The organism is Roseibium aggregatum, from assembly GCF_017309185.1.
GTDB lineage: Bacteria > Pseudomonadota > Alphaproteobacteria > Rhizobiales > Stappiaceae > Roseibium > Roseibium aggregatum_B.
This window is the reverse complement of the sequence record NZ_JAEKJZ010000001.1, coordinates 780,128-797,923: the sequence shown is the minus strand read 5'-3', so window position 1 is coordinate 797,923 and position 17,796 is coordinate 780,128. Positions and strand designations below refer to the sequence as shown.

Sequence of the window (17,796 nt, the reverse complement as noted above, 5' to 3'; positions counted from 1 at the left end):
TGCAGGAAACGCGTCATGGGTTCCGCTGTCAGAAAAGCGGCCGCAGGTTGGGCATTGCTCGGCGGTGTTTTTGTCTTTCTCATCATGGTCGTTACATCGCTCAACGTCGGAGCGTTCGCGCTCGACCGGGTAACCGGACCAATGGGCGTGCCGTTGTCCGGCCTGCCCGGATATGAGGACTTCGTCCGGTTACTGGTCTCCTGCGCCGCCTTGATGTTCTTTCCCTTCTGCCAGAGCCGGCGTGCGCATGTCACCGTGGAACTCTTCGTGTCGGCGCTGCCGAAGTTCGTCCAGGTCCTTCTGGACCGGGTCTGGCTCGCGGCCATGCTGGCGCTGTCGCTTTTCCTGGCGTACTGGATGACGCTCGGCATGCTGGAAACCCGGTCCGACAACGCCCTGTCGCCGGTCCTCGGCTGGGCCGAATGGCCGTTCTACCTTCCCGGTATTCTTTCCCTTCTTCTCTGGGCCGCCGTGATTGCCGGCCAGCTTGTTTCCGGAGAAAGCGATGCTTGACCGTGAAACCATCGGCATTGTCGGCTTCGGTGTCCTGTTCCTTCTGCTGATCCTGCGCGTGCCCGTGGGGCTCGCCATGGTCCTCGTCGGCATCGGCGGCAACTATGCCCTTTCCCTGGCGGTTCCCTTTTTGCGGTTCGAACCGTATCTCAAGCAGTTCAAGACCCTGCTGTGGGGCACGGTCGCCAACTACGAACTGTCCGTCGTTCCGCTCTTCATCCTGATGGGCTATCTGGCGAGCCACTCAAACCTGAGCCGGGACCTGTTTCAGGGGCTGAACGCGCTGATGGGACGCTTCAAGGGCGGTGTTGCCATGGCCGCCATCGGCGCCTGCGCCGGCTTCGGCGCGGTTTGCGGGTCGTCGCTCGCCACGGCCTCCACCATGGGCAAGGTTGCCCTGCCGGAACTCAAGCGCTTGAACTATTCACCGCGCCTGGCCACCGGCACGCTGGCGGCCGGCGGAACGCTCGGCATTCTGATCCCGCCCTCTGTCGCCCTGGTGCTCTACGCGATCATCGTCGAGGCCTCGATCCTGCAGATGTTCCAGGCGGCGATCGTGCCCGGTATCATCGCCGTGATCTTCTTTATCCTGACGATCGCCGTGCTCGTCCGGGTCTTCCCCGACATGGCGCCCGCCGGTGACGTCATGACGCGGGAAGAACGGCGGACCGCCTATGTCAGACTGATCCCGGTGGTTCTGATTTTCGGGGCGATCATCCTCGGCCTCGGTCTTGGCCTTTTCACGCCGACACCGGCGGCCGCGGTCGGTGCCACGCTCATTCTTCTTTACGGCCTTGCCCTGCGTTTCGCCAAATCCGATAGCGGCCTGACCGTCAGCGGCATCAAGACCTCCATCCTGGACACGGCGTCGACGAGCGGCATGATCTACTTCATCCTGTTCGGGGCCGAGGTTCTGAAAGGCTTCTTTTCCCGTGCCGGACTACCGGCCACGATGGCCGCCTTCGCCACCGAAAGCGGCATCGATCCCTGGCTGATGCTCGTCCTGATCCTGCTGCTCCTGATCGTGCTCGGCTGTTTCATGGATTCGCTCGCCATGATCCTCGTGGTCGTCCCCTTCTTCTGGCCGTCCCTGGTGGATGTGAACGGCGGCGACTATGCCACTGCCGCGACCGCCGCTTACGGGCTCAGCACCGAAGACCTGAAGATCTGGTTCGGCATCGTCGCGCTCGTCGTGGTGGAACTGGGGCTGATCACGCCCCCCGTTGGCCTCAACGTCTTCATCATCAGCGCACTGTCGAAAGGCGTCGCCATGGGCGAAGTCTTCCTGGGCGTGATCCCGTTCTTCGCCATCGAGATCGTCAGGATCGCCCTCCTCCTGCTGGTACCGGGCCTGTGCCTGTGGCTCCCCTGGTATCTGGCCGGATAGCCGCGCAAAGACGACCCGTTTGCGAAAATACGCGCCGATCACTTGTATTTCTGACCTTCCAGGGGAATAAAGCGGCCCGACGCTCCCATCGGCCGCGCCCTACTGGAGGAATGAACAAATGAAGATCTCGAACAGAAAAAGGGTCCTGGTGACCGGCGGAGCCGGATTTCTGGGGTCCCACCTGTGCGAGCGGCTGCTCGACGAAGGCGCCGATGTCATGTGCATGGACAATCTCTACAGCGGCACGAAGGACAATATCGCGCATCTTCTCGCCAACCCGCGCTTCGAGTTTCAACGCCACGACATCACTTTCCCCGTCTACCTGGAAGTCGACGAGATCTACAATCTCGCCTGTCCGGCCTCGCCGATCCACTATCAGCGCGACCCCGTGCAGACGACCAAGACCAGCGTGCACGGCGCGATCAACATGCTGGGGCTTGCGAAACGCACCAAGGCGAGGATCTTCCAGGCTTCGACGAGCGAGGTCTACGGCGATCCGGAGGTGCACCCGCAGACCGAAGACTATTGGGGCCGGGTCAACCCGATCGGCGTGCGCTCCTGCTACGACGAAGGCAAGCGCTGCGCGGAAACCCTGTTCTTCGACTACCACCGCCAGCACGGCCTCGACATCAAGGTGGCCCGTATCTTCAACACCTACGGGCCACGCATGCACCCCAACGACGGCCGTGTGGTCAGCAATTTCATCGTCCAGGCGCTGAAGGGCGAGAACATCACGATCTATGGCGACGGCACCCAGACCCGCAGTTTCTGCTATGTGGACGACCTGATAGAGGGTTTCATGCGCTTCATGAAGAGCGGCGACGACCTGGCCGGTCCGGTCAACCTCGGCAATCCGGGCGAGTTCACCATCCGGGAGCTTGCCGAAACCGTCCTCGAAATGGTCGGCGGACCGTCGCAAATCGTCTACCGCTCCCTGCCCCATGACGATCCGAAACAGCGCCGTCCGGACATCTCGCTGGCCAGACAGCACCTTGACTGGGAGCCGAAAATCCCGCTCAAAGAAGGCTTGGACAAAACAATCGCCTATTTCAAGACCCTGTAAGACCGAGGGAAATTAGTTATGTCTCATCTGACCGGTTTTTCAGGCTTTTCAGCCAGGAGCGTGACGCGGCGCGATGCGGGGTATCGTCAAAGACGCGCGACGAAATCAACGGATGTAAAACCGGAATCGATTGAACATCCAAAGTTGACTGTTTCTAGTGCGGTAGAGCATCGTGCGTTCGCTCGAACGCACGATGCTCTGGCCGAAAGGCCTGAAAAGCCGGCCAGATGAGTCATAATCAATTTCCCTTGGTATAAGCGCCCATGATCCCCTCAACCGCACGCGTCGTCATCGTCACGCCCGTCTATGAAGACTTCGAGGCCAGCAGCCGCCTGTTCAAGGAGCTCAAGTCCGAGCTGGGCGACGAGGTCTTCATCGTCGCCGTGGACGACGGGTCGGTGAAACAGCCGCTCGACACGACCGGGCTGGATCTTGCGGAGGCGCAAGGCGTTGTCCTGAAACTGCGCCGCAACGTCGGCCATCAGAAGGCCATTGCCATCGGCGTCGGCTACGTGGCGACCCATTTGCATGACGGCCAGTCGGTCGTGGTGATGGATTCCGACGGGGAGGACCTGCCTTCCTCGATCCCGACGCTCATGCAGCCCCTGGCGTCAGAGCAGGTGGATGTGGTCGTCGCCCACCGCAAGAGCCGCGTGGAGACCCTGCGCTTCAAGGCATTTTACGCCATCTACAAGCGGCTCTTCCGGGTGATCACCGGCCGTTCGATCAGCTTCGGCAACTTCATGGCGATGAAGAGCAGCGGCGTGAAAAGGCTCTCCGCCATGCCGGAGCTTTCCATCCACGTCGCCTCGGCGGTGCTGGCGTCGAAACTCCGACTGGCAACCTGTCCGCTCGACCGGGGACCGCGCTACGCCGGTCAGTCGAAGATGAATTTCGTCGGCCTCGCCCTGCACGGTTTCAAGGGCATGATGGTTTTCGCCGAAGACGTTCTGGTGCGCGTCGGCATTGCTTCGGCCATTGTGGCCGTTCTTTCGGTCATCAGCGGCAGCACGGCCGTCTTCCTGAAGGCCATCGGCTATTCGACGCCGGGCTGGGCCTCGGTGGTTCTCGGCATCATGGTCCTCATGTTCATGCAGACCGGCGTTCTCGCGCTCATGACCCTGATGCTGACCGGTGTGGTGCGCAGCGGAACGGTGACCTCCGAACTGGGCTATCAGGACTTTATCGACGAGATCCTCGTCAGCGCCGCCACGGACGCTCCCGTGGCCGCAGCGGCCGTATCCTGATTTCCCGCGGACCTCACTCCGCGGTCGACCGGCGTTCCACCTGACGCAAAGAGGTCTGACGGGTCAGCATCAGGCGCCGGACGAAGGCCAGAACGAAGATCCCCGTCAGGATCAGGATGATCGTTGGCGCCGGAGCGCTGTCGAGAAAGAAGCTGGCATAGGTGCCAGCGAGCATTGCCGTCATGCAGACGGCGACCGCGGTCCAAAGCATGGCGCCGAAGGTACGCACCAGAAGGAACGCGATGGCTCCGGGCGCGATCAGCAGGCCTATGGCCAGGATCAGCCCCGCCGCCGACAGCGTCGCGACAATGGTCAGGGAAAGGGCGGCCAGAAGCCCGTAATGCAGCAGGTTGACCGGCAGGCCGGAGGCCTTGGCCTGGGCGGGGTCGAAGCTGTGCAGGACAAGGTCTTTCCATTTCAACGCCAGACCACCGGCCACAACGACTGCGATGATCCCCGCCGTCAGAAGGTCGCCCGTGCCGACCCCGAGCATGTTGCCGAAGAGGATATGATCCAGATGCGCGTTGGTCGAAATCGACACATAGAGCACGATGCCGAACCCGAACATGCCGGAAAAGACCACGCCCATCACCGTATCCTGTTTCACCCGGCTGTTGCCGGAAAGATATCCGGTGGCGAGCGAGCACACCATTCCGGCCGCGAAAGCACCGATCAGCAGCGGAATTCCCAATATGTAGGCCAGCACGATCCCCGGCAGGATCGCGTGGCTGACGGCATCTCCCATCAGCGCCCAGCCTTTCATCACCAGAAAGCAGGACAGGAGCGCGGTCGGCACGGAAACGATGACGCAGATCAGGAAGGCGTTCTGCATGAATGGAAACCGGAACGGCATCAGCAACGTGTCGAGATCCATCACAGCCGCTCCTCCTGCGTCACGTCTCCTGCCAGCAGCTCGGTCGGAAGATCGCTGTCTTCCGGCCGCCCGCGCAACGCTTTGGCTGCCTTGCGCCGGGCCGCGAGAAGACCGTGCTTGGGCGCCAGCAAAAACACGGCGAGAAAAATCAGGGTCTGCAGGGTCACGATGACGCCGCCGGTTGCACCGTCCAGAAAATAGCTGGTGTAAGCCCCGACGAAGCTCGTCAAGGAGCCGATGGCGACGGAGACCAGCAGCAGGCGCGGAAACCGGTCGCACAGGAGATAGGCGGTCGCCCCCGGTGTGACCACCATGGCGATCACCAGAAAGGCACCGACCGTCTGCATGGCCGCGACCACCGAGGCGGAGAGCAGAACGAAAAACACCGCTTTCAGGAGACCCGGCCGCAGGCCGATGCTACGCGCGTGGTTTTCGTCGAAGAAGGTCACCATCAGGTCCTTCCAGATGACCAGAAGCACCGCCAGCGACACGAAACCGATGACGGCCAGTTGCAGCGTATCTTCCGGCGTGATCGCCAGGATATTGCCCATCGTAATGGTCTGGATCGACACGGACATCGGGTTCACCGAGACGATGAACAGGCCAAGTCCGAAGAAGCTGGTGAAGATCAGGCCGATGATGACATCCACCTTCAGACCGGAGCGTTCGGACAGAAACAGCATGGCACCCGCCGCCAGTCCGCCGGCAATGAACGCCCCCAGGGAAAACGGCAGGCCGAGGATGTAGGCGCCCGCCACGCCCGGCACCACCGAATGGGACAGCGCGTCGCCGATCAGTGACCAGCCTTTCAGCATCAGATAGGCGGACAGAAAGGCACAGACACCACCGACCAGCGCGGAGACCCACATGGCGTTGGTCATGTAGTTGTAACCGAAGGGTTCCAGCAGCGTCGCCATCACTTGCGGCCCTCGGTGGTCTGGGTCTCGTCGCCATATTGGACGAACGGGCGCTCGTCGTCGGTCAGGATGGTGACCTTTCGCGGATCGCCGTCGGTGTGAAGAGTCTGATCGGAAATGGTGAAATGGCGGAGCACGCCGCCGAAGGCAAGTTCGAGGTTCTTCCGCGTGAACGTCGTCTCGGTCGGGCCGTAGTCGAGCACCGTCCCCTTGACCAGAACCGTGCGGTCGCAAAACTCCGGAACGGAGCCGAGATTGTGGGTGGAGACCAGCATCACCCGGCCTTCGTCGCGAAGTTCCTTCAAGAGAACGATGATCTGCTCTTCGGTCTTGACGTCGACACCGGTGAAAGGCTCGTCGAGCAGGATCACCTGCCCGTCCTGAGCGAGAGCCCTGGCCAGAAAGACCCGTTTTCGCTGCCCGCCCGACAGTTCTCCGATCTGGCGTTTGCGGAACTCCTGCATGTTGACCCGCCCGAGCGCCCGTTCAACCGCCTCGTGATCGGTCTTTTTCGGACGCCGCAGAAAGCCCATGTGCCCATAACGGCCCATCATCACCACGTCTTCCACCAGAACGGGAAAGGACCAGTCGACCTCTTCCGACTGGGGCACATAGGCAACCAGGTTCTTGCGCAGAGCCTCGCCAACAGGCAGGCCGAGGATGCGAATGCTGCCCTGGGCGGCTGGCACAAACCCCATGATGGCCTTGAACAGCGTCGACTTGCCGGCGCCGTTGACCCCGACGAGAGCAGCCACCGTCCCTCGCGGGATCTCGAAGGACGCCTTCCAGAGCGCCGTGTGACCGTTGCGGTAGGTCACCGTGACGTTTTCGGCGGAAATTCCGCCGCCTGCCGCTTGAGCGGTCGCATCCATTTCCGGGTCCTTGACGATTTGCAGCATGGGGCCAGACCAATATTAAAAAGGAGATCACTGCGGTTCACAATGTCGACCCGGCGGAAGTTAAACCGTCGGGCCGGGTTTTGGGTTCCGGTTTTTCTTCAAACTTGTCAGTTCGCCGCGGACGTCAAGCCTTCCGCAACGGTCCCGGAGGTCACTTTCAAAAGATCCAGATACGTCGGAACCTTTCCGTCGGCCTCGCTCAGGGAATCCACATAGAGCTCACCGCCGTATTTCGCACCCGTTTCGCGGGCGACCTGTTTCGCGGGAGAAGTGTTGACCGTGCTTTCACAGAAAACGACCGGAATTTCATTCTCCCGAACGCCGTCGATGACGGCGCGCACCTGCTGCGGCGTTCCCACCTGATCGGCGTTCATCGGCCACAGGTAAAGTTCCTTCATGCCGAAATCGCGCGCGAGATAGCTGAATGCGCCCTCACAGGTGACCAGCCAGCGCTGCTTTTCGGGGATCTCGGCGATGGCTTTGCGCAGCGGTTCAATGGTCGCCTTCAGTTCGTCCTTGTAGGCTTCGGCGTTCTTTTCGTAGACCTCGGCGTTGTCGGGATCCTGCCCGGAAAAAGCCTTCACGATGTTGTCGATGTAGATCAACGCGTTATCCAGGCCCATCCAGGCATGCGGGTTGGGCTTGCCTTCATAAGAGCCGGACCTGATCGAGATCGGATCGATCCCGTCGGTCAGCGTGGCGGAAGGAATATCGCCCAGGTTGGACAGGAACTGTTCGAACCATAGCTCCAGGTTCATGCCGTTCCACAGGATCAGATCCGCGTCGGAGGCCCGCACGATGTCCTGCGGCGTCGGCTCGTAGCCGTGAATTTCCGCGCCAGGCTTGGTGACCGAAACCACCTCGGCCGCGTCGCCGGCAACGTTTTGAGCCATATCCGCAAGCACGGTGAAGGTGGTCACCACCTTCATCTTGTCCTTCGCCCAGGCCGCGGAGCCCATCCCCGTCATCAGCGCGACAAGAGACGCGCTCACAATCAATTTCTTCATCTACAGCCCTTTTCTGCGTCAGCACGATCAGCTTCCTGCAATTGATATTGCAAATCATTCGCAACTGTCAAGTTTGTTGCGAATGAGTTGCAAAAAATAAATTTATCCAAAAAACCCGTTAGCTGATCCCCGGGATTGCTGCTCGTTTGAGGTGTTCACCGAGCTCGATCCAAAGGTTTCCAGTCTAATCTAATGAACGAATGACGAACTTTTGAGACCGTAGGGCGAGTCCCGCAATTTCAGTGTTTGGACAGGAAACGAACCACATCCCTTTGTCGTCCCGGTTTGCCGCGAAGCGTCAAAACCGGGATCCAGTATTCCGTGAGGCCCGATATTGGCCAGAACGAAGAAGTCAGATGCTTACTGGATCCCGGTCTTGGCTGGCGCCAAACCGGGACGACAAGCGGAAATACGGAAGTCTGCGGGGGGCCTCCCACCACAAGGACTTTCCGACGCCCTCGGGACCAAAATCTGTCGCGTATCGAAGAGATTTGTCCAAAGTCGCTCACCTCGGCGTCGCAAAGTCTTGAAAGGGATCAGCCTTCCCGCGACTTTGCTTCTAGATCGGAGCGACTTTGGACAAACCAGTGCCAAACCCTAATGCCCCACAGACCCAAGGGTACGGACTCATAAAATTTAGTTTTCAGGTCGACCGGGAAATGGCTGTATCCTAGACGTAAAATCGCAGGAAACCCGGGAGGTTTTCAAGATTTTGCAACGCGGGAGACAGCCATTTTCCGATCGATCCGAAGGACGTCAATCCGGCTTTGGAGAGCGTCGTCAAAGCCTTTGCACCATGCGCCCGCATGGTTCTGCAGGCTTTTCCTCGCTCTCCTTTGCCGGATTGACGCCTGAACGTACAATTTTCTGGGTCCGTACCCTAAAGCGCGAAGATCACTTCCGCTCCCCGGACAGCGGCGGAGGCGCGGTTTTCGACGCCCAGCTTGACGAAGATCTGTTCCAGGTGCTTGTTGACCGTGCGCGGCGACAGGCCGAGGATTTCTCCGATATCCTTGTTGGCCTTGCCCTTGGCGATCCAGATCAGGACTTCGGCTTCGCGCTGGGTGAGTTCAAACCGGGCCTGCAGGGCGCTGACCTGGCCGGCCTCGTCTTCCGCCGTGACACGGAATAGGTTTTCATCCGGGCCGACGCGTCCAAGGGGATGAAGCTGCACGGCGAGATTTTCCGACAGGCCGAGCATGAAGCTCTTGCGCCATTCCTCCGTCCGCACCGTCTTGTCCACCCACTCGCCGAGGGCCTGCCCCAGCCGGAACAGGCAGGTGTCCGCGTCGCCGGTCTTGGCCAGCAGACTGTGGATCTGAGGCGTGGACCACAACACGCTTCCCTCGGCGCTGACGGCCACCAGATGACGTCCCGCGGCATCGAGCGCGACATGGGCGCTTTGCACCGACCGGGCATTTTTCAGGTGGACCTTGATCCGGGCCTTGAGTTCATCGACGTCGATCGGCTTGGTGAGGAAATCGACACCGCCCGAATCGAGCGCCTTCACGATGTGCTCGGTTTCCGAGAGGCCGGTCATGAAGATGACCGGAACATGCTTGAGTGCGGGGTTGTCCTTGATCTTCCGGCAGGTCTCGAAGCCGTCGAGCCCCGGCATGACCGCATCCATCAGGATCGTGTCCGGGGTTACCTTTTCGCAGATGGCGAGCGCCGCGTCACCGCTGGTTGCCACCAGCACCGCGACCCCGGTCTTTTTCAGCGCTTCCGTCACAAAGCCCAAGGTTTCGGGACTGTCGTCCACCACCAGAACCGTATCGCGGCTTTCATCCCTCATGTGTTTCCAATCCGTTCAACACGTCCCGGTAAGCGGCAAAGTCGAACCGGTCGAGATGGCTGTGCAGCGCTTCGGTCAGGGGCCGGTTTTCCGGCGTTTGCGCAAGTTCCGCCAATTTCGCTTCAATCCCCTCCACATAGCCGATATCCGCCAGCGATATCAGATCCGCGACATGGGTCGCGCCCGGCGAGCGCAGCGGTCCCGCCGGTTTCTCACCTGAGGCATCCTCCTGTGGCTTTTCCGTCCAGACCAGTCCGATATGCTTCTGCAAAAGATCGAGCAGCCGGCCGATTTCAAACGGCTTTGCGAGCGTCGCATTGTGGTGAGCCGGGCCGTCCGGACGCAAGGCCTGATCGCCAATATTAGCCGAAAGCATGACAATGGGCGCGGCATCCTCCCGGGCCCGCAAGGTTTCCGCCAGTTCCCATCCATTCATTCCGGGCATCAGAATATCGATCAGGTAGAGATCCGGCCGCAAGGGGCAGATGGCATTCAGGCATGTTGCCCCGTCCTCCGCTTCCAGCACCGTGAACCCCAGCGGATTGAGTATGTCGCTGACAAGATTGCGGTGGTCCGGATTGTCATCGATCACCGCCACCGTACGGCGCTGGCCCTCGTACCCCCGCACCTGCCGCTCCAGCCGGACCGTATCCACCGGCCGGTCGACCGCGGCGAGCATAAGACGGACCTCGAAGGACGCGCCCTCACCCGGCTCGCTTGAAAGGGCGATGGCCCCGCCCATGGTTTCGGTCAGAAGCTTGGTGATCGTCAGACCGAGCCCGAGACCCGGGGTCCGCGCGCCATGCGCCCGCTTTCCGCGCCCGAAGGGTTCGAAGATTTTGGTCTGCTCCTGCAGATCGATCCCCGGCCCGCTGTCGGCGACAACGAAGCTCGCCACCTGGGAGCGGTACCCGACCGTCAGGGTGACCCGGCCTTCGTCGGTGAACTTGATGGCATTGGACAGGAGATTGACGAGGATCTGACGCAGGCGTTTTTCGTCCGTGCGAACAAACGCCGGCAGGTTGGCGGCCCGGCTGTACTCGAACCCCAGCCCCTTGGCGGAAGCCTGCATGCGGAACATGTCGACGATCTGGTCGAGGAATTCGTGAATGTTGATCTCGTTGGAGTAGATCTGCAGGCGGCCGGCCTCGATGCGCGAGATATCGAGGAGACCGTCGATCAGGCCGGAGAGGTGTTCCGCGCTGCGCCGGATCGTGCTGACCGCCGGTTTGCGCGCCGGAGGCAGGGTTTCGTCCCGTTCCAGCACCTGGGCGTAGCCCATGACCGCATTGAGCGGCGTTCTGAGTTCGTGGCTGAGGCCCACCACGTATCGGCTTTTGGCGAGGTTCGCCGCTTCGGCATTTTCCTTCGCCTTCTGAAGGGCTGCGTCGGTGACCCTGTGGGCGTCGATCTCCTTCTGCAACAGGGCATTCTGGCGCACGGATTCTTCCTCCGCCACCCGCCGCGTGTCGTGGGCGAGCACCAGGAACCAGCAGGCGATGCCTGCAACGATGGCGAACACGAAGAAGATCAGGGCCACGGTCTGGGCAATGATGCCCGTCGGATCCCCCAGACGGCTTGCGGCCTGGGAATAGATGATCCACAGCACCAGCCCGATCCCGGTGATCGACAGAGCGGAGGACAGGAGGTATCGGCCGAGCCTGGTGCGGAAATAGACAAGAACGCTTTCCGGCAGGAAGAACCCCGCCACCGTGCCGACCTGATGCGCGACCCTTGCCTTCGGCTTGCAGGAATCGTGACAGCGGGCGTCGAGCGAACAGCAGAGAGAACAGATCGGCGCCTGGTAGGCGGGACAATAGGCCATGTCCTCCGGCTCGAACGGGTTCTCGCAAATGGAACACGCGATCTGATCCCGCGCCTGCCAGCTCTGACGCGGCTTGCGCGCCAGATAGAACCGTCCCCCGGTGGCGATGGCGATCAGAGGTGCCGCGGCAAAGGCGATGGCCATCGCCAGGAAGGTGGCCAGGGCCCCGGCCACCTCGCCGAAGAGCCCGAAATGGGCGGCAAGCGCGAGTGTGGCGGCCAAGAGCATGGCGCCGGTTCCCACCGGATTGACGTCGTAAAGATGCGCGCGCTTGAACTCGATGCCCGGCGGCGACAGGCCAAGCGGCTTGTTGATGAAAAGATCCGCCGATATCGCCGACAGCCAGGCCATGGAGACAATGGAAAAAACGCCGAGCGTTTCCTCAAGAAGCCGATAGATGCCCAGTTCCATCAGCAGCAGGGCAATGCCCACGTTGAAGACCAGCCAGACCACCCGGCCGGGATGGGAATGGGTCAGGCGGGAAAAGAAGTTCGACCAGGCGAGCGATCCGGCATAGGCGTTCATCACGTTGATCTTGAGCTGCGCGACCACGACGAAGGCGGCCATCAGGAGCAGCACGACGGTTTCGTTCGGGATCATGTAGCCGAAGGCGACCGTGTACATGCGCGACGGCTCGTCCGCATGCTCGACCGGCACGCCGTGAGAAAGCGCCAGAACCGCCAGAAAGGATCCGGCGATCATTTTCGGCGCCCCAAGGACCACCCACCCCGGCCCCGCCAGAAACAGCGCCAGCCGGTGACGCTTTCGCGCGAAATCCTGCGCAGGCAGGAAGCGCAGAAAGTCGACCTGCTCGCCGATCTGCGCCATCAGGGCCAGGATCACCGCCGAGGCGGCGCCGAAGCTGATCAGGTTGACGCTGGACCAGCCTCCCGGGCCTTCCCGGGCCGTCTGGGAAACCGGGTCGATCCCCGAAAAGGTGAGCCATTTCCCGACCTCCCCCCAGTCCGTGAAGGCGATGAAGACGAAAGGGAGAATGTTCAGGACGATCCAGAAGGGCTGCGTGGCGATCTGGAACCGGCTGATCCAGGTGATGCCATGGGTCACCAGCGGAATGACCGCAACGGCACTGACGATGTAACCCAGCCAGAGGGGCACGCCGAAGGCAAATTCCAGCGCGCTCGACATGATCGAGGCTTCGATCGCGAACAGGATGAAGGTGAAGCTGGCGTAGATCAGCGACGTGACCGTCGAGCCGATATACCCGAAGCCGGCGCCGCGCGTCAGGAGGTCGATGTCGACGCCATAGCGCATGGCGTAGCGGCTGATCGGCAGGCCGACAACCAGAAGCACCAGACTGCCGACGAGAATGGCGAGAAACGCATTCGCGGTGCCGTGAGAGAGCGTGATCGCCCCGCCGATGGCTTCCAGCGCCAGAAAGGAGATCGCGCCAATGGCCGTCTGCGAGATGGCGCGCGAAGAGAAACGCCGGGCGCTTTTCGCGGTGAACCTCAGCGCGTAGTCCTCAAGGGTCTGGTTGTTGACCCATTTGTTGTATTGGCGACGGACCGGCAGGATGCGCTGGCGGGCGGTCATGCAATTGCCTTCCGCACGGCTTCAAACACAGTCGCCTGCTCTCCAAAGGTCTTCCGCAAAACAGCAGAAAATCCGCAGCCCTTCGTCCAATTCTTGGTCATACGCCTAATTATCCGGCAGTCTTCTAAGCCCATCGCCGGATTTTCCGCCCCGATTTCTGGTTTGAATGCACCAAACAGCATTTTTCGTGCCGGATAAAGCGCACAGTGTGCCAATGGCCTTTGAAGTGAATTACGTCAATTGACGTATGTTGCGGTGCGTCGCTTCCGGCGCACGATCCCTCCCCGACGGCGGCGCTGCATTCAAGCCGCCTGACACCGGCCGGGAAACCGGTGACGGAAAAAGGGGAACTCAGATGAAAAAGACATTCACGAAACTCGCTCTCGCAGGCCTGATGACGACCACCATTGCCGGTGGCGCCTTCGCTCAGGAAGACACCATCAAGGTCGGCATCCTGCATTCGCTCTCCGGCACGATGGCGATCTCCGAAACGACCCTGAAAGACGCCATGCTGATGCTCATCGAGGAGCAGAACAAGAAGGGTGGCCTTCTGGGCAAGAAACTCGAGGCTGTCGTCGTCGACCCGGCATCCGACTGGCCGCTGTTCGCTGAAAAGGCCCGTGAGCTGATCGAAGTCAACGGCGTGGACGCCGTCTTCGGCTGCTGGACCTCCGTGTCGCGCAAATCCGTTCTGCCGGTCTTCGAAGAGCTGAACTCCCTGCTCTTCTATCCGGTCCAGTACGAAGGCGAAGAGTCCCAGCGCAACGTGTTCTACACCGGCGCCGCCCCGAACCAGCAGGCCATTCCGGCCGTTGATTACCTGATGAACGAGGAAGGCGTCGAGCGCTGGGTTCTGGCCGGTACCGACTATGTCTATCCGCGTACCACCAACAAGATCCTGGAAGCCTACCTGAAGTCCAAGGGTGTCGCCGAAGAAGACATCATGATCAACTATACGCCGTTCGGTCATTCCGACTGGCAGACGATCGTGTCCGACATCAAGACCTTCGGCTCCGCCGGCAAGAAGACCGCCGTGGTCTCCACCATCAACGGCGACGCCAACGTGCCTTTCTACAAGGAACTGGGCAACGCCGGCATCAAGGCGGAAGACATCCCGGTCGTCGCCTTCTCCGTGGGTGAAGAAGAACTTGCCGGTCTCGACACCGCGCCGCTCGTCGGCCACCTGGCCGCCTGGAACTACTTCCAGTCCGCCGACACCGACGCCAACGCCGAGTTCATCGACGCCTGGCACGCCTATATCGGCGACGACAACCGCGTGACCAACGACCCGATGGAAGCCCACTACATCGGCTTCAACATGTGGGTCGAAGCTGTCGAAAAGGCCGGCACGACAGATCCGGACGCGGTCATCGACGCCATCGTCGGCGTTTCCGTTCCGAACCTGACCGGCGGCTACTCCGCGATGATGCCGAACCACCACATCACCAAACCGGTGCTGATCGGCGAAATCCAGGACGACGGCCAGTTCGAAACCGTTTGGGAAACCTCCGGTCTCGTCGTCGGCGATGCATGGTCCGATTACCTGGAAGGCTCCATGGACCTGATCTCCGACTGGCGCGCTCCGCTGTCCTGCGGCAACTTCAACACCAAGACCGGCAAGTGCGGCGGCTCGGGCTCCTGATCAACGACAATGCAACCGGGATGGGCTCTCGCAGCCCGTCCCACTTTGCATTCCACCTGTTGTTCCAGGGCGTGCCGCGCTGATTGCGAATGACACGTGAGATGCTTAGCCCCCAACATCCTGAGGAAAACCGGCAGGTTCGTCGCGATGGATGGGCGGCACAAAAAAGTTCAAGCGGCTTATCCCTAGAGATGCCGCTGAGCGGCTCCTCGGGATGAGGAGGCTGACTTTCATCCGCAACGCCGGTGGACCCATGTCGTTTTCGAGATCTCTCCTGTTGTTTCTATTCCTGGCGATGGGTCTTACAGCGCCCGCCCTCGCCCAGAGCGATCCGGAAGCCCTGCGTCCGCTGATCAACGAACTCGCCAAGGGTAAGTACGACGACACGCAAAAGCAGATCGGCGCTCTGGTCGCCACGGGCGATCCGGCGGTCGCGCCGGCGCTTGAGGCCCTTGGGGACGGCGACCTCTATTTCCGCAAATCGGACGGCATGGTGTTCATCGCCAGCAAGGCCGGCAAGGGATACGCGCTGACCGATCCACTGACGCTGGAATCCGCCGGGGAAGCCGGGCGGAGGGACGTCAAGAAGATCAAGGTCAACAACAAGCTGCGCAGGGTTCTCCGCTCCGCGCTCGGATCGCTGACGCTGATGGCGCCGGACCCGGCTGTCCGCAAACAGGCCGCCGAGGCGGTTTTCAAGTCCCGCGATCCCGACAGTATCGAAGCCCTCGATGCGGCCCTGGCCGCCGAAACCGACGACAGCGTGCGCACGGTCATGGAACAGGCTCGCGCGGCGGCGGTGCTCAACTCCGATCTGGGCGACGAAGACAAGCTGGCGGCGGTCGAGGTCCTCGCCTCGATGGGCACCCGGCAAGCCATGTCGCTGCTTCTGTCGGTCCAGTCGTCTCTCGAGGGTCCCGTCCGCGACGCCACGGCGGCGGCGGTCACGAAAATCGAGAAGTCCATCGCCGCGTGGGATGCGGCGCAGAACATCTGGTACGGCCTGTCGCTCGGCTCCGTGCTGCTGCTGGCGGCCATCGGTCTCGCCATCACTTTCGGCGTGATGGGGGTCATCAACATGGCCCATGGCGAGATGGTCATGATCGGTGCCTATGTCACCTTCGTGGTGCAGGAAATGATCCGCACCTCCATGCCGGGCCTGTTCGATTATTCGCTCTTCATCGCCCTGCCGCTCGCCTTCCTCGTGTCGGGCGCGATCGGCGTCGCGATCGAGCGTGGCGTGATCCGCTGGCTCTACGGGCGTCCCCTGGAAACGCTGCTGGCCACCTGGGGGATCTCGCTGATCCTGCAACAGGCGGTCCGCTCGCTCTTCGGTCCGACCAACCGGGAGGTCGGCAACCCGGACTGGATGTCCGGCGCCTTCGAGGTCGGCCAGATGACCATCACCTATAACCGCATGTGGATCATCGTCTTCGCCATGCTGGTCTTCGCCGGGCTGATGCTGGTCCTGAAGAAAACGCCGTTCGGTCTTTACACCAGGGCCGTCACCCAGAACCGGCGCATGGCCGCTTCCATGGGCATCCGCACGCCCTGGGTCGACGCGCTGACCTTTGGCCTCGGCTCCGGAATTGCCGGGATCGCCGGCGTGGCGCTCTCCCAGATCGACAACGTCTCGCCCAACCTCGGCCAGGGCTACATCATCGACAGTTTCATGGTCGTGGTCTTCGGCGGGGTCGGCAACCTTTGGGGCACGCTGGTCGGCGCCATGACACTCGGGGTCGTCAACAAGTTCCTTGAGCCCTACGCGGGTGCGGTTCTGGGCAAGATCCTCGTGCTCGTCTTCATCATTCTCTTTATTCAAAAGCGTCCGAGGGGCCTCTTCGCCCTCAAGGGCCGGGCAGTCGAAGCATGATGACCTCTTTCCTCTTCCGCGCCATGGATGCCCGCGCCGGGATCTTCCTTGCGATCATGGCGGCTGCCATCGTTCTGGTGCCCGCCGGCAACCTGCTCGTCCCCGAGGGCTCGCCCTTCCACGTGCCTACCTATGCGGTCACGCTGATGGGCAAATACCTGACCTACGCGCTGCTCGCCCTGGCGGTGGATCTGGTCTGGGGCTTTTGCGGCATTCTCTCGCTCGGCCACGCGGCCTTCTTCGCGCTCGGCGGCTACGCCATGGGCATGTATCTGATGCGCCAGATCGGCACGCGCGGCGTCTATGGCGATCCGATCCTTCCCGACTTCATGGTGTTCCTGAACTGGCCGGAACTGCCCTGGTACTGGTACGGCTTCGACATGTTCTGGTTCGCCGCGCTCATGGTGGTGCTGGTTCCCGGTGTGCTTGCCTTCGTTTTCGGCTGGTTCGCCTTCCGCTCGCGGGTGACCGGCGTTTACCTGTCGATCATCACCCAGGCCCTGACCTACGCGCTGCTGCTCGCCTTCTTCCGCAACGATATGGGCTTCGGCGGCAACAACGGCCTGACGGATTTCAAGGACATTCTCGGTTTCGACATCCAGGCCGACAGCACCCGTGCCGGGCTGTTCGCCGCATCGGGGATCGCGCTGGTCTTCTGCTACGTCATCTGCCGGGCCGTTACCCGTTCCAAACTCGGCAAGGTTCTGGTCGCGGTCCGCGACGCGGAAAGCCGGACGCGGTTCCTCGGCTACCGGGTAGAGCACTACAAGCTTTTCGTCTGGACGCTGTCGGCCATGATGGCCGGTGTGGCGGGCGCACTCTACGTGCCTCAGGTCGGCATCATCAATCCGGGCGAATTCGCCCCCGCCAACTCCATCGAAGTGGTGATCTGGGTGGCTGTCGGCGGACGCGGCACGCTGGTCGGCGCCGTGCTCGGCGCGGTTCTGGTCAATTTCGCCAAGACCTGGTTCACCGCCGCCCTGCCCGATATCTGGCTGTTCGCGCTTGGCGGTCTGTTCGTGGTCGTGACGCTGTTCCTGCCCAAGGGTATTGTCGGCACCTTCAGCCAGGGCTGGACGGCTCTCAGACAGCGCAAGGCCTCCGCGGATTACGAGGCAGGCTCCGACGAACCGCCCTCCTCCCCGCCCCACGCCCCATCCGCAACGGCACGCGATGCCGAACCCCAGCCAGCGGAGTAGA

At 61.6% G+C, this 17,796-nt stretch carries 14 protein-coding genes; 8 read left to right on the top strand and 6 right to left on the bottom strand.

What is annotated here, in order from left to right; all coding sequences use genetic code 11:
* Positions 1-15 precede the first annotated feature (15 nt).
* From JF539_RS03540 to JF539_RS03520, 5 genes are all read left to right on the top strand, one after another.
* Positions 16-513 carry a TRAP transporter small permease gene (locus JF539_RS03540; protein ID WP_207138965.1) on the top strand — a complete coding sequence of 166 codons (498 nt, stop codon included), beginning with the start codon at positions 16-18 and terminating at the stop codon, positions 511-513.
* A complete protein-coding gene (locus JF539_RS03535) occupies positions 506-1,900 on the top strand; it encodes a TRAP transporter large permease (RefSeq protein WP_207138964.1) in 1,395 nt (464 codons plus the stop codon). Before JF539_RS03540 ends, JF539_RS03535 begins: the two co-directional genes overlap by 8 nt.
* A gap of 118 nt (positions 1,901-2,018) precedes the next feature.
* Entirely contained in the window at positions 2,019-2,963 is a 945-nt protein-coding gene (locus JF539_RS03530) for a UDP-glucuronic acid decarboxylase family protein (RefSeq protein WP_207138963.1), read from the top strand.
* A gap of 18 nt (positions 2,964-2,981) precedes the next feature.
* Positions 2,982-3,194, top strand: a complete 213-nt coding sequence (locus JF539_RS03525; RefSeq protein WP_207138962.1) for a hypothetical protein — start codon at positions 2,982-2,984, stop codon at positions 3,192-3,194.
* Positions 3,195-3,226: 32 nt separating this feature from the next.
* Complete coding sequence (locus JF539_RS03520) at positions 3,227-4,210, top strand: glycosyltransferase (protein WP_207138961.1); 984 nt, start codon at positions 3,227-3,229, stop codon at positions 4,208-4,210.
* A 13-nt stretch (positions 4,211-4,223) separates the two neighbouring features.
* Here JF539_RS03520 and JF539_RS03515 read toward each other — a convergent pair whose 3' ends face one another.
* From JF539_RS03515 to JF539_RS03490, 6 genes are all read right to left on the bottom strand, one after another.
* Positions 4,224-5,084, bottom strand: a complete 861-nt coding sequence (locus tag JF539_RS03515) for a metal ABC transporter permease (RefSeq protein WP_207138960.1) — start codon at positions 5,082-5,084, stop codon at positions 4,224-4,226.
* The gene (locus JF539_RS03510; RefSeq protein ID WP_207138959.1) at positions 5,084-6,001 is read right to left on the bottom strand and encodes a metal ABC transporter permease; all 918 of its coding nucleotides are present in this window, start codon (positions 5,999-6,001) and stop codon (positions 5,084-5,086) included. Before JF539_RS03510 ends, JF539_RS03515 begins: the two co-directional genes overlap by 1 nt.
* On the bottom strand, positions 6,001-6,900 hold the full coding sequence (locus tag JF539_RS03505; RefSeq protein WP_419247659.1) for a manganese/iron ABC transporter ATP-binding protein: 900 nt from the start codon (positions 6,898-6,900) through the stop codon (positions 6,001-6,003). Before JF539_RS03505 ends, JF539_RS03510 begins: the two co-directional genes overlap by 1 nt.
* A 107-nt stretch (positions 6,901-7,007) precedes the next feature.
* Positions 7,008-7,907 (bottom strand): metal ABC transporter substrate-binding protein, encoded by a 900-nt coding sequence (locus JF539_RS03500; protein WP_207138958.1) that lies wholly within the window; start codon positions 7,905-7,907, stop codon positions 7,008-7,010.
* 880 nt (positions 7,908-8,787) lie between these two features.
* Entirely contained in the window at positions 8,788-9,702 is a 915-nt protein-coding gene (locus tag JF539_RS03495; protein WP_207138957.1) for a response regulator transcription factor, read from the bottom strand.
* Entirely contained in the window at positions 9,692-13,081 is a 3,390-nt protein-coding gene (locus tag JF539_RS03490) for an ATP-binding protein (protein WP_207138956.1), read from the bottom strand. Before JF539_RS03490 ends, JF539_RS03495 begins: the two co-directional genes overlap by 11 nt.
* Before the next feature lie 355 nt (positions 13,082-13,436).
* On the opposite strand from JF539_RS03490, the gene urtA reads away from it, so the two are divergent.
* From urtA to urtC, 3 genes are all read left to right on the top strand, one after another.
* Positions 13,437-14,723 (top strand): urea ABC transporter substrate-binding protein, encoded by a 1,287-nt coding sequence (urtA, locus tag JF539_RS03485; RefSeq protein ID WP_207138955.1) that lies wholly within the window; start codon positions 13,437-13,439, stop codon positions 14,721-14,723.
* Between the two features lie 253 nt (positions 14,724-14,976).
* Positions 14,977-16,596, top strand: coding sequence for an urea ABC transporter permease subunit UrtB (gene urtB, locus JF539_RS03480; protein WP_207138954.1), 1,620 nt, complete (start codon positions 14,977-14,979; stop codon positions 16,594-16,596).
* Positions 16,593-17,795 carry an urea ABC transporter permease subunit UrtC gene (gene urtC / locus JF539_RS03475; protein WP_207138953.1) on the top strand — a complete coding sequence of 401 codons (1,203 nt, stop codon included), beginning with the start codon at positions 16,593-16,595 and terminating at the stop codon, positions 17,793-17,795. Before urtB ends, urtC begins: the two co-directional genes overlap by 4 nt.
* The last annotated feature ends 1 nt before the right edge of the window (position 17,796 follow it).

What these genes read in the sequence shown, in the direction of transcription:
- JF539_RS03495 (WP_207138957.1), bottom strand. Translation starts at nt 9,702, where the DNA reads ATGAGGGATGAAAGCCGCGATACGGTTCTGGTGGTGGACGACAGTCCC.
- urtB (WP_207138954.1), top strand. Translation starts at nt 14,977, where the DNA reads ATGTCGTTTTCGAGATCTCTCCTGTTGTTTCTATTCCTGGCGATGGGT.
- JF539_RS03515 (WP_207138960.1), bottom strand. Translation starts at nt 5,084, where the DNA reads ATGGATCTCGACACGTTGCTGATGCCGTTCCGGTTTCCATTCATGCAG.
- JF539_RS03535 (WP_207138964.1), top strand. Translation starts at nt 506, where the DNA reads ATGCTTGACCGTGAAACCATCGGCATTGTCGGCTTCGGTGTCCTGTTC.
- JF539_RS03530 (WP_207138963.1), top strand. Translation starts at nt 2,019, where the DNA reads ATGAAGATCTCGAACAGAAAAAGGGTCCTGGTGACCGGCGGAGCCGGA.
- JF539_RS03525 (WP_207138962.1), top strand. Translation starts at nt 2,982, where the DNA reads ATGTCTCATCTGACCGGTTTTTCAGGCTTTTCAGCCAGGAGCGTGACG.
- urtC (WP_207138953.1), top strand. Translation starts at nt 16,593, where the DNA reads ATGATGACCTCTTTCCTCTTCCGCGCCATGGATGCCCGCGCCGGGATC.
- urtA (WP_207138955.1), top strand. Translation starts at nt 13,437, where the DNA reads ATGAAAAAGACATTCACGAAACTCGCTCTCGCAGGCCTGATGACGACC.
- JF539_RS03505 (WP_419247659.1), bottom strand. Translation starts at nt 6,900, where the DNA reads ATGCTGCAAATCGTCAAGGACCCGGAAATGGATGCGACCGCTCAAGCG.
- JF539_RS03500 (WP_207138958.1), bottom strand. Translation starts at nt 7,907, where the DNA reads ATGAAGAAATTGATTGTGAGCGCGTCTCTTGTCGCGCTGATGACGGGG.
- JF539_RS03520 (WP_207138961.1), top strand. Translation starts at nt 3,227, where the DNA reads ATGATCCCCTCAACCGCACGCGTCGTCATCGTCACGCCCGTCTATGAA.
- JF539_RS03490 (WP_207138956.1), bottom strand. Translation starts at nt 13,081, where the DNA reads ATGACCGCCCGCCAGCGCATCCTGCCGGTCCGTCGCCAATACAACAAA.
- JF539_RS03510 (WP_207138959.1), bottom strand. Translation starts at nt 6,001, where the DNA reads ATGGCGACGCTGCTGGAACCCTTCGGTTACAACTACATGACCAACGCC.
- JF539_RS03540 (WP_207138965.1), top strand. Translation starts at nt 16, where the DNA reads ATGGGTTCCGCTGTCAGAAAAGCGGCCGCAGGTTGGGCATTGCTCGGC.